We start from the raw sequence: 14,915 nt of genomic DNA on the forward strand, positions 1-14,915 counted from the left end.
TGCGGTACAGTTCCTGCCATGCTTGCAAGTCAGATGACAATGGGCCTAAAGCGCGCGGCACCCCGCTCGCCTTCGATTTGGCTATAGGAAACGCGATTATGGTTAAAGGGTCCATAACAGCCCTCGTTACCCCGTTCACAAAAGCGGGATTGGATGAGGCTGCCTTCCAGAATCATGTCGAATGGCAGATCGCCAACGGCACGAGCGGCCTCGTGCCCTGTGGAACGACGGGCGAAAGCGCAACACTCACGCATGAGGAACATAAACGCGTCATTCGACTCTGCGTGGAAGCAGCGGATAGTCGCGTTCCAGTCATTGCCGGGGCGGGATCAAATGAGACGCGTGTCTCGATTGAGTATGCCCAAGTCGCCAAAGATTGTGGCGCTGATGCCGCTTTGGTAGTGACGCCTTATTATAATAAGCCGAGCCAAGAAGGCATTTTCCGACATTTTGAAGCGATCGCGAATGCTGTCGATATCCCGATTGTCGTTTACAATATTCCGGGGCGAAGCGTCGTCGACATCACCAATGAGACGATGGGGCGCTTGTCGCAGCTTTCCAATGTTATTGGATGTAAGGATGCAACCGGCGAAATAGCACGGGTCCAAGGTCTGACAGATCGGTGTGGTGCGGACTTTGTTCAATTGTCTGGCGATGACGCGACGGCCCTGGGCCATTTTGTACATGGTGGCCAAGGCACGATCAGCGTCGGGTCGAATATTGCGCCGAAACAATATGCTGAATTTCATGAAGCCATGATGGCTGGAGATTTCTCTCGTGCGCGCGAACTCAACGCCATGCTCGACCGATTACACAAAGATCTGTTTCTCGACCCAAGCCCGGCGCCCGCCAAATATGCTTTGTCGCTTATGGGGCGCATGGAGGATGTGGTTCGATTGCCGATTACGCCGTGTCGAGACGAGACGAAGGCCCGTGTTCGTTCAGCGATGACCCGCGCAGGGATTGAGTTTTAGATGGCGGTTAAAAAGAAACCCAGCGTTGGCGATAACGGCACATTAATCGCCGAAAACCGCCGCGCCCGATATGATTTCGCCATCGAGGAAACGATGGAAGCGGGAGTCAGCTTGCTCGGCACGGAAGTCAAAAGCCTGCGGAGTGGTAAGGCCAATATCGCAGAGAGCTATGTCGATGTGGACGGCAGTGAAGCTTGGCTGGTCAATGCGAATATTCCAATTTACGAACCCGCGGCGCAGTTCAACCATAGCCCGAAGCGCGGTCGGAAGCTTCTACTGAAACGAAAAGAAATCAATACGTTGATAGGGGAAACGCAACGTAAAGGTCGAACGGTCATTCCCCTGAAAATGTATTTCAATAAAGATGGCCGTGTAAAACTTCTGATCGGTGTCGCTGCGGGTAAACAGCAGCACGACAAACGCGATGTGCAGAAAACACGCGATTGGCAAAAGCAAAAAGCGCGTCTTCTGCGAGATCGCGGCTAGAGCTTAAATCTGTAGCCGACTGACACTGTGTAATTGTCATATTCGGACTCAAGGCTCACACCATTGTCCGCCGGTGACGTTCGAACGAAGTCAACGCCAGTGGCTCCAAAATAACGTCCGTCAATGAACAACTCGATTTTGTCAGAAACCGGGACGCTTGCCCCAATAATACCCTGATAGACAAAGCTCGTATCTTTGTCCTCGAAGTTTGCGGGACCATAAACGAAGTCGTTTTCCAAAAATCCAATGCCTGCACCGACGCCGATATAAGGCGTTACGGCTGAAGCGGTCGGGAAATCGTACAAGACATTAGCAAGCAAGCTGTAGCTTTCTGTGCCGCTGCCAGCAAAAGGTCGGCTTATATTGTTGAATGCAAGTGTTTCGCCGTCATTTCGGCGGAAGGTGAATTCGCCCTCGAAGCGCAAATTTTCTGACTTGCGAAAGCCGACAAAACTACTGAGAGCATATCCCTCATCATACTCGACGTCCACGCGGCGGCTTGGACCTTCACTGGTCTGGTCTGAGGTCTGATTATATCCGACCGATCCGCCAAGGTACCAATCCTTAGCGCTGGCTGATTGGGTGGTGGCGATAGCCGCGACGAGGGCGATAGTGCTTGCGGCGATATTTTTATTCATTGTTTCTCTCCTTAACCGCGACAGACATTGTGCGGCGAGAGGCCCGATAAGCGGATCGCTCAAGAGCTCAATCTCATCACGGATGGATGTGATTAATTGAGGTAAAAATGTGAGATGCGCTCTCAAATCCGTGATCAGACGGACTACTTTAGGAGTGCCTTTGCCCGCGCAAAAATGTCGAAGAACATGGGCTCTGTCAGACGACGTGTATTCGTGTTGTAGCGGGAGCAATGGTAGCTCGACAGCACCGTATAGCCGCCGAGTTTATATTCACTGCCATGGCCAAACTTTTCTCGCGCGATTTTGCCGCCCAATGTCCGAACCGTACTATCATGACTGACCTTGCCGAGGCAGAGTAGCACTTTCAGTTTTGGCAGGGCCTCGATTTGAGTGCGTAGATAATCGCGGCAGCTATTGATCTCTGCCCCGATCGGTTTGTTCTGGGGCGGAACGCAGCGCACGGCATTGGTGATCATCGCGCGACGCAGCGCTAGACCATCATCAATGGTCAACCCAAACCGGTCATTCGAAAAACCATATTCCGCCAAAGCTTTATAAAGCAGATCGCCCGCCGCATCGCCCGTAAAGGGTCGTCCGGTCTTATTGGCGCCATTGAGGCCGGGTGCGAGGCCAACGACGAGCAGTTCCGCTTGCGGATCGCCGAAACTAGGGACAGGGCCGTTAAAATGACCAGGCAGACGCTCGCGGCAGTCTTCGAGGAAGTCGAAGAGACGCGGGCAACGCTGACAAAAGTAAGGCGGTTCTGACGCCGCTTCTGTCTCTGACATAACGTGCGGATCAGTCACCATAGCCGAAATCGTCATCGTCTTCGTAATCATCATCTTGTTCAGAGCGTTCACGCTTCGGGCGCCCGACTTCACGTTCCAGATCATCGATTTCGATAAACGCATCGGCCTGTCGGCGCAGTTCGTCGGCCAGCAAAGACGGCTTTACAGCCATTGAAGACACGACTGTCACGCGGACGCCGAGTTTTTGAACGGCTTCGACGGCGGCGCGAAAGTCCCCATCACCGGAGAACAGCAACATATGATCGACATATGGGGCCAGTTCCATCATCCGCACGACGATTTCGACGTCCATGTCGCCCTTGATCCGCGTGCGTCCGTCGCGATCCGTGAAGGTTTTGGCTCTCTTCGTAATGATATGAAACCCGTTATAGTCGAGCCAGTCGAGTAAGGGCCGCAACGGAGAAAAGTCGTCGTTTTCGCGCAAGGCTGTGAAATAGTACGCCTTGATCATTCGACCTTTGGCGCTGAAATAGGTCAGCAGGTTCTTGTAATCGATATCGAAGTCGAGCGACTTGGCTGTTGAATAGAAATTTGCGCCATCAATGAAGATGGCAAACCTCTCATCGGGGTAGAAGGTCATACGAATATCCGTGTCTAAAAATCATCTAAATATGCGACGAGCCTATATCGCGTTCGGCGCGAACTTGTCCAACCCGCGTGAGACATTAATGATGGCTGTGACAGCGCTCGGAGAAGCCGGGATTGTGATCGACAACCTTTCTTCACTTTGGATTAGCCCAGCCTGGCCAGTGGGGAGCGATGCACCAGAATATACGAATGCAGTGATCGCTGTGCGCACTGAACGGGATGCACCTGTCTTGATGCAAAACCTATTGGATATTGAAACGCGGCTAGGCCGTGTGCGCAGCGCGCGGAATGCACCGCGTGTGATCGATTTGGACCTGATCGATTATGATGGACAAGTATTAGATGACCCGATTTGCACGCTGCCACATCCGCGCATGACAGAGCGGGCCTTCGTTCTAATGCCGTTGGAGGAAGTTGCGCCGCACTGGGTTCATCCAGGAGGCTCAACCTTAAAAGCCTTGTTGGCTAAGCTGGATCTTTCGCAAACGCGCGTAAGCTCAATACGCCCGACTTAGCTCTCTGCCAACTCATGTCCAATCTCTTCTGAGGATGGCTCATTAGGCTGATCGAGAGCTTCGATTTCCTGCTGATAGATGCGCATGATTCGCGCGAGATATTCTTGCGTCCATGCGCCGCGTTGATCGGCCTGCTCAGGCGTCGGAACGAAACTTTCGATATCATCCTGACTAATGCCTTTGGATTCCAACAGCCGCTCAACCGTATCGAGACGTTCGCGCATCACCGCGAGTTCCTGCGCCACGGCCATGGTAATGGCCATAACCCGTTCAGCATCCGTATCTTCTAGAAAATAAGGGCGTTTGCCCTTGGGCTTCGCACCAGCGAGCGCGAGCGGATCAATCTGTTGGGTCATGCGGCTTTCTTCTCCCCACCGATAATGTGCCACGCCGCCTTGCGACCATAATCTTCGACCTCATCCGTGCCGTGTTCCGGGAACAGTTCCGTATCCACGACCGCCGCGACGCCGCCATGCAGCAACTCTTCGCGCTTGAATCCGGCATCCACCATCCATTGGTCGAGGTCCAATTCGTGTAGTTTGGTCCAGAACGGTTCATTATTATAGAAAGCATCCCAATCGCGGATGGCTTGTTCGTAAAGCGGCATGTCCGGATCATATTGGGGTTGTTCAACATGCATGACGATCCCGCCTGGCGCGAGCAGGCGGTGGCTCTCTTTCATGATCTTCGGCATCGCTTTGACACTGGTTTCATGCAGGAACATGGTCGACTGAACCCAATCGAAATAACCATCTGGATACATGGATAAGTCTTCCGCATTGGCCTGAACGAAACGGACATTCTCGACACCCATCAGTTTGGCGCGTGCCAAGCCGTAGCGCAGTACGGGCGCACCCGTATCAAGGCAGATGACTTCGGCGTCGGGGTAGGCTTGGGCGATGGGCAGGACGTTTTGTCCAAGGCCGCCGCCAATATCCAAGATCCGTTTCGGCGCGAAATCAGGTCGGTTTTCTTTCATCCAAGCAACAACGGCTTGCCCGCCGCCGTCGTTGAAACGGCCCAGACCGCCGCCTGTTGTGACGAAGATACCGCAGTCATAGTTCGCGGCGCCGGTCACATCACCCGGTACGATTTCATCGTGGTAGCTGCCTGGCATGCAGTGGTGATCTATTTTTGAAAGGTAGGAAGGGAGTTCGACGCTCGGATCGAGTTGTAGTCGGTCGTCGCCTTCTGTTAGTTCACGCGCACGCTCGTTAAGCTCTTCAGCTTGGCGTAGCGTAACCCAACGTCCAGCCTGTTGGCGTAATTCCATCGTATTTCGACGCTGAGCGGACCAATGCTGGAATAGCGGGTCTTTTAAGAGTGCTTTGCGCACTTGGTTGCGGTGATTGGGAGCTGGGTTGTTCGGCTCAATCCGCGTTTCATAGGCAGTTTTAACGCCGGGCAGGACGCGGGAGGCGAGGTGACGATTAAGGTGTGCGAGGAAATTAAACCGCGCTTTTTCATCATGCGTCGTCTTAGGAAACATGCCGTGTTCACCCACAAGGCGATAGTCCGGCGGGCCATCATAATTGGAATGGGCGTTTGTCTCGGCCATGGTCTTTCCCTTCTTAGTCACGGATTTCATCTAAACGCATTCTGCGACGTTGAAGTTGACAATACTCAACTTTGGATGATCTCAAGGCAGCCATAACGCCGTAATATCGAAGGAGGCACCTATGGGTCAGCGTATCATCGTCCTGTTCAATCTGCAGGATGGAAAGTCTAAAGATGATTATGAACAATGGGCTCGGACCAAAGATATTCCGGCTGTGAACAAGCTCGAATCGATTGACGGTTTCGACGTGTTCCGTGCCGAGAGCCTGCTTTTCTCCGATGCACAGTCACCCTACGAATATATCGAAATCCTTGATATCAACGACATGGACAAATTTGGTGAAGAGGCGTCGCAGGAGCATATGCAAGCGATTGCCGCCACATTCCAAAGCGAGATTGCTAAGGATCTCGTCTTCATCAATGTGAGTCAGCTCTGATGAAACGCCTTCAAGGAAAAACGGCTGTTGTCACTGGGTCGGGTCGTCGCGGCGGCTTGGGTGAGGCAATCGCCAAACGCTTGGCCGAAGACGGCGCGAATATCGTGATCTCAGACATTGGTGAGCCGCGCGATGCCGCGACGGGTGAGGCACATATTGGCTCAACCGCAGAAATGGAAAGCATCGCCGAGGAGTTGCGCGGTCTCGGAATCGAAGCCTCGACCCACACATGTGATGTGCGTTCACTTGAAGAAGTCCGAGCGCTCGCGAAGCATGCATCGGACACGCATGGCTCGCTCGATATTTGGATCAACAATGCCGGCATTGGCTACATTATGAAGCCGTTGCTAGACGTGACTGAAGACGACTGGCGCGCCGTCATCGACGTGAATTTGTCGGGGTCATTCTTTGGTGTGAAAGCGGCCGCTGAAGTCATGGTACCGCAGGGTAAGGGCGGGCGGATCATCAATGTCGCTAGCCAAGCCGCAAAATCCGGGTTCCCACACGCACAGGCTTACACCTCCTCCAAACACGGTCTGGTCGGTCTCGTTCGCTCGGCCGCCACAGAACTCGGCGCGCACGGCATCACCGTCAATAATGTCTGCCCCAACCATGTGACCACGGCGCTCGGCGCTTGGCAGAACGAATATTTTGCAGAAGTGACCGGCGCGGACAGTGTCGAAGACTATCTCAAAGCGATGGCCGCCCGCATCCCAATGGGCCGTCCGGGCTTGCCCGAAGATACCGCCAATGCGGTCGCTTGGCTCTGTTGCGATGAAGCGAAATATATCACGGCAGAAAGCATGAATGTCAGCGGCGGCGAGGAACCGCATTAATGGCCCTTCCTCCCGATCCAGCCCCTGCCGGTTTCACGTGGCCTGGCGGTAAAACGCTGGCGTTTTCACTCGTCGTCAATGTCGAGGAGGGGGCGGAGCGCGGCATTTGGCAGGGTGACAAAGCGCCCGAGCCCGTCGATGAACTGGTCAGCGGGTTGAAAGCCCCGATCCGGGTGCATGGGAATGAGTCCAACTATCAGTATGGCATAAATCGCGGCGCACCGCGCATTCTGGAACGGCTAGAACAGTACAATATTCCGGCGACTTGGACAATCTGTGCGCAGGCGCTTGAGAAAGCCCCGTGGCTGGGTCAGGCCATTGCCAGGCGCGGCGATGAGCCCGCGAACCATGGCTATCGCTGGTTGTTCACCTTCAACAAGACCCGGGAAGAAGAACGCGATTTCGTCCGCAAAGGCACGCAGAGCATTAAGGCGACGACGGGTCGTAAACCTGTCGGGTATCTCTCGCGCTATCTGCATACAGATCATCTGCGGCGGACGCTCTCGGAAGAGGGCTATCTCTACCATATGGACGATTATTCGGATGATTTCCCACGCTGGGAGCATTTCGAGGACGGCACTAAGTCGATCATCGTGCTGCCCTATGCGGTGGATAGTAACGACATGAAATTCTGGCTCGACCCGAGCTTCACGACCGACATGTGGGTCGACTATGCCAAGGCGACATTCGATGTTCTTCGCGCCGAGGCAAAGACCCACGGCGCGCGGATGATGAGCCTCGGTCTCCATCTTCGTATCATAGGCCGCCCAGGCCGGATCGGCGCGTTGGATGAGGTTCTGGATTACATCACCGGCCATGACGATGTCTGGATTGCGACGCGCGAGCAGATCGCGCAACATTTTGCTGATCAGGTGGCCTGATGATTCCACGCTCCCTTCTATTCGTGCCTGGCAATCGGCCAGAGCGGTTTGAAAAAGCGCTCAGCGCAGGCGCGGATCTGGTCTGTGTCGACCTCGAAGACGCCGTGGCACCCGATGCAAAAGACGAGGCTAGGGACGCGGTGATCGCATTCCTCAAACAGACAGACTCCAAAACTGTATCGCTCCGGATCAATGCGCCGGGGACGGCGGCGTGCGAGAAAGATCAGCACGCGATTGCCGGGCTTAATCTCCCCTTCGTCATGATCCCCAAAGTCGATACGGTTGATGAGTTGGCATCTATCAAGACTGATGCGCCGCTCATTCCCGTAATCGAATCCGGGCTGGCAATCCTCAATGCAGCGGCGATACTGTCGCATGCGCGTGTGCGGATGGCTCTCTTTGGCGGCGGCGATTATTCCGCCGATTTGGGCACGCCCATGACGTTTGAAGCCTTCCACTATGCACGCAGCCACTTGGCGGCTTGCTCAGCGGCGTTCGAAGTGCCCGTCTTCGACGTGCCCTATCTCGATGTGCACGATGTTGAAGGCGGGGAGGCGGACACACGGCGCGTGGCCGATCTCGGCATCCATTGCCGCTCCGCCATTCACCCAAAGCAAATTGAAGCGATCCACGCGGCTTACACGCCGGGTGAGGACGAAGTGAGTGCCGCGAAAGCACTCAAGGCCGCTTATGACGCGTCGGGCGGGAATGCGGCGTTGCACAACGGTAAACTGATTGAAGCCCCGATCCTGCGGGCAGCGGAGCGCGTCTTGGCGCGCGCCGGACTACTTTAGGAGATAAGCATGGTCGGTAGTGTGAAAGAGGTCGGTCCAAATCGGTACCGCGAAACCTTCGGTCGCTATTACGAAGATTTCAAAGAGGGTGATATTTACGAACATCGCCCCGGTAAGACTGTCACTGAGTATGATAATCACATGTTCACGCTGATGACGATGAACACCCATCCGATGCATTTTGACAATGAGTTCGCCAAGGCATCAGAGTTCGGCCAATGCCTTGTCGTCTCGCCCTACACGCTGGCACTGCTGATCGGTATGAGCGTGACCGATTGCTCCCAAAAAGCCATCGCCAATCTCGGCATGGATGAGGTGAAATTCACTGCTCCGGTGTTCGTAGGTGATACGATCTATGGCGAAAGCGAAGTGCTCGGCAAACGTGAAAGTAAATCCCGTCCCGGCCAAGGCATCGTCACCATCGTGACGCGCGGCTATAAACAGGACGGCACCATGATCTGCACGTTCAAACGCAACATGCTGATCCCCAGCAAGGGCAATGCGGTCGAGGATCGCGTGGCGGCTTATTAGGGCTTAATGTCGACCAAAACGTTGAATCCGCCATAGATCATGCGTTTTCCATCGAAGGGCATCTTCATTGCAGCCTCGTCCATCGCTTCCATTTCAGCGAAGATCTTTTTGTTGCCGGCATCGCGCGTCGCCTTGTCCGGCCAAAACACCCAGGAAAACACAACCGTTTCGTCACCTTGTGCTTTCACGGCACGATGAAAGTCAGTGGTCTCGCCCATTGGCACGTCATCGCCCCAAGCTTCGATTACATGCAAGGCCCCATGTTTCGTAAACAGTGAGTCGATGTTTTTTGCGTGTTTCCGAAATTTATCTTTGTTCGCCGTCGGCACAGCGATCACGAAGCCGTCTATATAAGCCATGAATGTCTCCGATTGGTTTTGTCCCTTTCACGTCCATCAAGTTTATCACACAACCAATTCTGCAGGAAGGTTTGCCGCAAATCATAGCGCCACACCGCAGAGCGCCTACTCAGACGCGAACTAACCACGAGACCCACCCATGAACGCCATTCCCAACGCTGATCAATTCACCGACGAAGACGAAGCGATGATGCTCGATGTCATCGATCGATGGTGTCGCGAGAAGGTGCGTGACCGCGTGATGGAGATGGAACATGCGGACGAATATCCACATGAGTTTGTCGAGGATATGAAGGAGTTTGGCCTGTTCGGCGCGACCATCTCGCCGGAATATGGTGGTCTCGGCTTGTCAGCGACGACATATGCCAAGATCGTTATGCGTATTGCGCAAGAGTGGATGAGCCTGACGGGTATCTTTAATTCGCACCTTATGATGGCGACCGTGGTCGAAAAATACGGCACCGATTTCCAGAAAAATTACTGGTTACCCAAATTCTGCTCCGGCGAAATCCGAGGCGGGTTGGGTCTGACAGAGCCGAATGCCGGGACTGATTTGCAAGCCATCAAGACCGTGGCTCGCAAAGACGGCGACAGCTATGTCGTCAACGGATCAAAAACTTGGATTTCCAATGGGCTGATGGGCGGCGCTGTGGCGCTGATGGTCAAGACCGATCCAGACTCTGACCCGCGCTATAAAGGCATGTCGATGCTGATCGCGCCAAAGGTCGATCCGGATACGGGCGCGAGCTATGATGGCTACACGACTGGCAGTAAGATGCAGAAACTGGCCTATAAGGGCATCGATAGTTGTGAGCTGTTCTTCGACAATTACAGGCTCGACGCCAAGCGTCATTTGATCGGCGGCATCGAAGGCAAGGGCTTCTATATGGCGGTTGGCGGTCTAGAGCTGGGCCGCATCAATATCTCGGCTCGTGCCGTCGGCCTGTCCCGCCGCGCGTTGGAGGAAAGCACACGCTACGCCCAAGAACGGGAGACGTTCGGGAAACCGATTGCAGATCACCAGGCGATCCAGCTGAAGCTCGGGGAAATGGCGACCAAGACCAAAGCGTCGGAGCTGATGTGCCTGCACGCAGCGGAAGCCTATGATCGCGGCGAACGCTGCGACATGGAAGCGGGCATGGCGAAATATTATGCGTCTGAAATGGCTGTAGAAAACACGCTCGAAGCCATGCGTATCCATGGCGGCTATTCCTACTCCAAAGAATATCCGGTCGAGCGTCTGTTCCGCGAAGCCCCGCTCATGTGCATCGGTGAAGGCACCAACGAAATGCAGCGCATCATCATCGCGAAGCAACAGATCGCGCGGAATAAGATTTAGTCCTTCCGGCTCCCGCCGACTTGATCGGCGGGTCCATCACTGATCAGTGCTATGTGAAAGATCGGGAGATGGGTAGGCCGATCAAGTCGGCCTAAGCGGTATTATTCTTGACCTATACTCCCTTAGCAGGGGAGCGCCTTCGACAGGACGTGACATGACCTACAAACCCCTCCACGGCATTCGTATCATCGCGGTCGAACAATATGGTGCAGGGCCTTACGGGACTCAACTGCTTGCCGACTTGGGGGCCGAAGTCATCAAGATCGAGAATCCAGGGACAGGCGGGGATGTGTCTCGCTTTGTGTCGCCGCACCGGATTGGCGATACGGACAGCCAGTTCTTTCAGACCTTCAATCGGAATAAGAAATCGCTCTCGCTGAACCTGAAAGAGGCTGACGGTCGCAAGGCCTTCGAGGAATTGGTGAAAACCGCTGACGCCGTATCCAACAATCTGCGCGGTGATCTGCCCGCCAAACTCGGCATTGATTTCGACACGCTCAAAGCCATCAACCCAAAGGTCGTTTGCGCGCATTTATCCGCCTATGGCCGCGGTAATTCACGCGAGGCGTGGCCGGGCTATGACTACCTCATGCAGGCCGAAGCGGGTTTCTGTTCCGTTACGGGCGAACCGGACGGGCCACCTGTTCGGTTTGGCCTCTCTATGGTTGATTTCATGACAGGCTCAATGATGGCGACGGGGCTGGTCTCGGCTGTACTCGGCGCGCACCGGACGGGCCAAGGTTGTGACGTCGATGTGTCGCTGTTCGACACGGCGCTGCATCAGGTCAGCTATCCGGCGACATGGTATCTGAACGCCGGCGATGTGGTGACGCGCCAGCCGCGCGGCGCGCACCCGGCGATCGTGCCGAGCCAGCTGATGGAAGCGGGCGATGGCTGGATTATGTTCTGTTGCCAGACCCAAAAGTTCTGGGAACGTGTTGCCGAACGGCTCGGTCATTTGGAATGGGTTGATGATCCGCGCTTCCTCAAAGTTGAGGACCGCCGCGAAAATCGCGCGCTCGTACAGGACACGATGGAAGCTGTGATGAAGACCAACACGGTTGCATATTGGATGGAAAAATTCGCCGGATACGTGCCAGCGGCTCCTGTCTACGACATTCAACAAGCGTTCGAGAATCCGTATGTCGCTGAGGTCGAAATGATTTACGAGACTGAACACCCCGGCATGGAAAACGGGAAGATCCGCCTGATGAGCAGCCCTTACAAGATCAATGGTGAGCGCCTTAAGGGCGGGATCGCGCCAGAATTAGGCGCGGACACGCATGACTTGCTTGGTGATGGCTCAGCGGCGTAGTTTGTTTGCATGACTTATACGCCCGAGCAGCTCCGACAATTCGCTGAAGCGGTGCCTTTTTCGAACCATCTCGGCGTCAAACTGGCCGAGCTTACAGCTGAAAAGGTGGTCTGCACGGTTGTGCCAAAACCCGAACATTGCACGACGATGGGTACGGTTCATGGCGGGTTTCTGATGGCGGTTGCGGATTTCGCGGGAGCCTGCGGGGCGTTCTTTAACCTGCCGGAGGGTTCCACGGGAACGACGACAACGGAAAGCAAAACCAATATGATCCGACCCGGTAAGCCAGGCACCACATTGAGCATTACCGCGACGCCGATCAATGTCGGTCGCCGCCTACAGGTCTGGCAAACCCGGATTGAAGGCGAAGACGGCAAGCTCGTCAGTTTAACGACTCAGTCACAGATCAATCTATGAAACTTGACGGCATTCGCGTTCTGGATCTCTCGGCGTTTCTGCCGGGGCCGCACGCCTCTATGATGATGGCGGATCACGGGGCTGAGGTGATCATGGTCGAGCCCGACAACGGCTCTGATACTTATGGAGGGGGCGAACCGACCCGGTATATGGGCGCGCGCTATCAGGACGGCACATCGGTGTGGTTCGCCAATATTGCGCGCGGTAAAAAAAGCTACCGAGTCAATCTGAAAGACCCGGATAAACATGCGCGGTTTATGACGCTTGCGAAAACCGCAGACGTTGTGATTGAGGCCTTCCGCCCCGGCGTGGTAAAACGGCTTGGCGTGGACTATGCCGCGATCAAGGCGATTAAGCCGGACATTGTCTATTGCTCCATTTCTGCCTTTGGTCAGGATGGTCGATATCGCGATAAACCCGCTCACGATCTTGTTGTGCAGGCGATGGCGGGGACGGCCGACCTGACGCGCGGTATGGACGGGAGCCCCGCTCTGACGCCCATGCCGAGCGCGGATATGACGGCGTCATTATTCGCTCTGTCCGGCATCCTCATGGCGCTCTATCGCCGGGAACAGACCGGGCAGGGCGATTATCTCGATATCTCTATGTATGACTCGCTGCTCAGTTGGGTGCCGAATGTGACGGGTTCGATTTTCGCTGAAGACCGCCAGCCAGATCGTGGCGAAATGCGTAGCTTTGGCGGCAATGCCTTCGTCAATATCTACCGCACATCCGATGACGGCCATATTGTGCTCGGGGGGTCTGAGCCAAAATTTGTGTCCAATCTTTTGACGGCACTCGGTAGACCTGATCTGATCGAAGCGATGAAAAAACCGGTCGGTCAGCAGGACACCGTGAAAAACTTTCTGACCGTGACGTTCCTGTCGAAGCCGCAAGTCGAGTGGGAAATTAAGCTCGGCGGCATTGATTGTTGCTGGTCCACGGTTCGCACATTGCACACCGCGCTGACCGAAGAGGGTGCGCCGGTCACGATCGCGCCCGATGGCAAACGTCATATCGATAATCCGATCCGATTCCGAGAAGAGCCCGCCCAGCTCTCTTTCGATCTCCCTGAGTTTGGGGCGCATACAAAAGAGCTGCCTTAAGATGTCCCGTATTCCCAGACTGCCCGCCGACCAAATCCCAGATGAGGTCAAACCGCTCATTGCCATGGGCGAGCAAATCATGGGCTTCACCATGAATGACGGGCTCGACATGGCGCGTAGCCCGGCGCTTCTAAAGGGCGTGTCGGCGATGATTATGTCGATCTATGGGGACGGCTCGCTCGATCCGGGTCTCAAACGTTTGGTTGGCTATGTGGCCAGCACGGCGGCGGGCTGCCGCTACTGCCAACAGCACACAGCACACGGCGCATCGCAACAGCATGTCGATCCAGAGAAGATCAATGCGGCTTGGGCCTATGAGGATTCGCCGCTTTTCTCGGATGCGGAACGAAGCGCGCTGAAAGTGGCGCATCTCGGCTCGCTGACACCCTCAGAAGTTACCGACGCTGACTTTGCTGACTTACGGGATCATTTCTCCGATGAGGAATGTCTGGAAATTGTCGCCGTCATCTCCATGTTCGGGTTCCTCAACCGCTGGAACGCGGTGATGGATACCGACGTCGAAGATGTCCCGGCCGACTATGCGAAAGCGATTGGTCTGGAGCTCCGCTAAAGCCTTGGCTAAGTGGGCCCTATGAGAGCCGATTACACCCTTCCACGTCTTTACCTGGCTCAGTCTCTGACCGGGGAGATCGATCTGTCACGCGAACAGGCGCATTATTTCGGCACTGTCCTGCGCAAGCGGGTTGGGGACCGGGTCCGTTTATTCAACGCGCGCGATGGCGAGTGGTCAGCCGAGGTCACCGCAGCAGAACGAAAGTCGATGCGTCTTTCCGTCGTTGAGCAGCTGCGCGAGCCCTATTCAGTACCGGATGTCCGGCTTCTCTTCGCGCCGATCCGCAAGCACCGCTTGGCGACAGTGCTGGAAAAGGCGACCGAGCTCGGAATCCGCACGCTTCAGCCTGTCATCACGGATCGGACACAGTTTCCGACCTTCAATATTGAACGTGCGCAATCGCAAGTCATGGAAGCGGCGGAACAGACGGAGCGACTGGACTTGCCGGACGTAATGGCGCCGATCTCGCTTGAGCAAGCTTTGCAAACTGATCGCACACTGATCTTCGCTGACGAAGCGGGGGGTAGGGCCGCCGCGCTGGATACGGTCAAAGCACTTAATCTGCCGCTCGACCTGCTAATAGGCCCCGAAGGCGGCTTTACGCCGGCAGAACGCGATTGGGTCTCTGCCTGCACGAACACGCACCCTGTTTCTTTGGGTCCGCGTATACTTCGCGCGGATACAGCCGCGATCAGTCTGCTGACTTTGGTTCAGGCGATAATCGGGGACTGGAACACATCTGCATAGCGAAGGTCGCAG

At 55.2% G+C, this 14,915-nt stretch carries 20 protein-coding genes; 14 read left to right on the plus strand and 6 right to left on the minus strand.

From position 1 onward, the window contains the following. Positions 1-98: 98 nt before the first annotated feature. Positions 99-974, plus strand: a complete 876-nt coding sequence (gene dapA, locus QQL54_RS04245) for a 4-hydroxy-tetrahydrodipicolinate synthase (RefSeq protein ID WP_348520696.1) — start codon at positions 99-101, stop codon at positions 972-974. Beyond that, positions 975-1,460 (plus strand): SsrA-binding protein SmpB, encoded by a 486-nt coding sequence (gene smpB, locus QQL54_RS04250; RefSeq protein WP_284387925.1) that lies wholly within the window; start codon positions 975-977, stop codon positions 1,458-1,460. On the opposite strand, the gene QQL54_RS04255 is transcribed toward smpB, so the two are convergent. From QQL54_RS04255 to QQL54_RS04265, 3 genes are all read right to left on the minus strand, one after another. Beyond that, entirely contained in the window at positions 1,457-2,098 is a 642-nt protein-coding gene (locus QQL54_RS04255; RefSeq protein WP_284387927.1) for an outer membrane protein, read from the minus strand. The two genes, smpB and QQL54_RS04255, sit on opposite strands and share 4 nt — an antisense overlap. 143 nt (positions 2,099-2,241) lie before the next feature. Continuing rightward, on the minus strand, positions 2,242-2,886 hold the full coding sequence (locus QQL54_RS04260) for a uracil-DNA glycosylase (RefSeq protein WP_431355923.1): 645 nt from the start codon (positions 2,884-2,886) through the stop codon (positions 2,242-2,244). A gap of 10 nt (positions 2,887-2,896) precedes the next feature. Further along, the gene (locus tag QQL54_RS04265) at positions 2,897-3,487 is read right to left on the minus strand and encodes a LabA-like NYN domain-containing protein (RefSeq protein WP_284387931.1); all 591 of its coding nucleotides are present in this window, start codon (positions 3,485-3,487) and stop codon (positions 2,897-2,899) included. Between the two features lie 31 nt (positions 3,488-3,518). On the opposite strand from QQL54_RS04265, the gene folK reads away from it, so the two are divergent. After that, the gene (gene folK / locus QQL54_RS04270) at positions 3,519-4,010 is read left to right on the plus strand and encodes a 2-amino-4-hydroxy-6-hydroxymethyldihydropteridine diphosphokinase (protein WP_284387933.1); all 492 of its coding nucleotides are present in this window, start codon (positions 3,519-3,521) and stop codon (positions 4,008-4,010) included. On the opposite strand, the gene QQL54_RS04275 is transcribed toward folK, so the two are convergent. Continuing rightward, positions 4,007-4,366 carry a hypothetical protein gene (locus QQL54_RS04275; RefSeq protein ID WP_284387935.1) on the minus strand — a complete coding sequence of 120 codons (360 nt, stop codon included), beginning with the start codon at positions 4,364-4,366 and terminating at the stop codon, positions 4,007-4,009. The genes folK and QQL54_RS04275 overlap by 4 nt on opposite strands. Next, on the minus strand, positions 4,363-5,568 hold the full coding sequence (locus QQL54_RS04280; RefSeq protein WP_284387938.1) for a class I SAM-dependent methyltransferase: 1,206 nt from the start codon (positions 5,566-5,568) through the stop codon (positions 4,363-4,365). The genes QQL54_RS04275 and QQL54_RS04280 overlap by 4 nt, the downstream gene beginning before the upstream one ends. Before the next feature lie 121 nt (positions 5,569-5,689). Here QQL54_RS04280 and QQL54_RS04285 point away from each other — a divergent pair, with 121 nt between their 5' ends. The 5 genes from QQL54_RS04285 to QQL54_RS04305 are packed head-to-tail and all read left to right on the plus strand — an operon-like array spanning position 5,690 to position 9,046. Continuing rightward, on the plus strand, positions 5,690-6,004 hold the full coding sequence (locus QQL54_RS04285) for a hypothetical protein (protein WP_284387940.1): 315 nt from the start codon (positions 5,690-5,692) through the stop codon (positions 6,002-6,004). Next, positions 6,004-6,840: an SDR family NAD(P)-dependent oxidoreductase gene (locus QQL54_RS04290; RefSeq protein ID WP_284387942.1), complete on the plus strand. Its 837-nt coding sequence runs from the start codon at positions 6,004-6,006 to the stop codon at positions 6,838-6,840. The genes QQL54_RS04285 and QQL54_RS04290 overlap by 1 nt, the downstream gene beginning before the upstream one ends. After that, on the plus strand, positions 6,840-7,721 hold the full coding sequence (locus QQL54_RS04295; protein WP_284387944.1) for a polysaccharide deacetylase family protein: 882 nt from the start codon (positions 6,840-6,842) through the stop codon (positions 7,719-7,721). Before QQL54_RS04290 ends, QQL54_RS04295 begins: the two co-directional genes overlap by 1 nt. Continuing rightward, the gene (locus tag QQL54_RS04300) at positions 7,721-8,515 is read left to right on the plus strand and encodes an HpcH/HpaI aldolase/citrate lyase family protein (protein ID WP_284387946.1); all 795 of its coding nucleotides are present in this window, start codon (positions 7,721-7,723) and stop codon (positions 8,513-8,515) included. Before QQL54_RS04295 ends, QQL54_RS04300 begins: the two co-directional genes overlap by 1 nt. Positions 8,516-8,524: 9 nt before the next feature. Next, positions 8,525-9,046, plus strand: coding sequence for a MaoC family dehydratase (locus tag QQL54_RS04305; RefSeq protein ID WP_284387948.1), 522 nt, complete (start codon positions 8,525-8,527; stop codon positions 9,044-9,046). Here QQL54_RS04305 and QQL54_RS04310 read toward each other — a convergent pair. Next, positions 9,043-9,405, minus strand: coding sequence for a DUF1428 domain-containing protein (locus QQL54_RS04310; protein WP_284387950.1), 363 nt, complete (start codon positions 9,403-9,405; stop codon positions 9,043-9,045). The two genes, QQL54_RS04305 and QQL54_RS04310, sit on opposite strands and share 4 nt — an antisense overlap. Positions 9,406-9,544: 139 nt before the next feature. On the opposite strand from QQL54_RS04310, the gene QQL54_RS04315 reads away from it, so the two are divergent. The 6 genes from QQL54_RS04315 to QQL54_RS04340 all read left to right on the plus strand — a co-directional run bounded on the left by QQL54_RS04315 (position 9,545) and on the right by QQL54_RS04340 (position 14,903). Then, positions 9,545-10,744 (plus strand): acyl-CoA dehydrogenase family protein, encoded by a 1,200-nt coding sequence (locus QQL54_RS04315; RefSeq protein ID WP_284387952.1) that lies wholly within the window; start codon positions 9,545-9,547, stop codon positions 10,742-10,744. 154 nt (positions 10,745-10,898) lie between these two features. Next, positions 10,899-12,059 carry a CaiB/BaiF CoA transferase family protein gene (locus QQL54_RS04320; RefSeq protein ID WP_284387954.1) on the plus strand — a complete coding sequence of 387 codons (1,161 nt, stop codon included), beginning with the start codon at positions 10,899-10,901 and terminating at the stop codon, positions 12,057-12,059. Positions 12,060-12,068: 9 nt separating this feature from the next. Then, positions 12,069-12,476, plus strand: coding sequence for a PaaI family thioesterase (locus QQL54_RS04325; RefSeq protein ID WP_284387960.1), 408 nt, complete (start codon positions 12,069-12,071; stop codon positions 12,474-12,476). After that, on the plus strand, positions 12,473-13,582 hold the full coding sequence (locus QQL54_RS04330; RefSeq protein WP_284387962.1) for a CaiB/BaiF CoA transferase family protein: 1,110 nt from the start codon (positions 12,473-12,475) through the stop codon (positions 13,580-13,582). The genes QQL54_RS04325 and QQL54_RS04330 overlap by 4 nt, the downstream gene beginning before the upstream one ends. Before the next feature lies 1 nt (position 13,583). Then, positions 13,584-14,153: a carboxymuconolactone decarboxylase family protein gene (locus QQL54_RS04335; RefSeq protein ID WP_284387965.1), complete on the plus strand. Its 570-nt coding sequence runs from the start codon at positions 13,584-13,586 to the stop codon at positions 14,151-14,153. A 21-nt stretch (positions 14,154-14,174) separates the two neighbouring features. After that, entirely contained in the window at positions 14,175-14,903 is a 729-nt protein-coding gene (locus tag QQL54_RS04340) for a 16S rRNA (uracil(1498)-N(3))-methyltransferase (RefSeq protein ID WP_284387968.1), read from the plus strand. The last annotated feature ends 12 nt before the right edge of the window (positions 14,904-14,915 follow it).

Source organism: Algimonas ampicilliniresistens, assembly GCF_030159955.1.
GTDB lineage: Bacteria > Pseudomonadota > Alphaproteobacteria > Caulobacterales > Maricaulaceae > Litorimonas > Litorimonas ampicilliniresistens.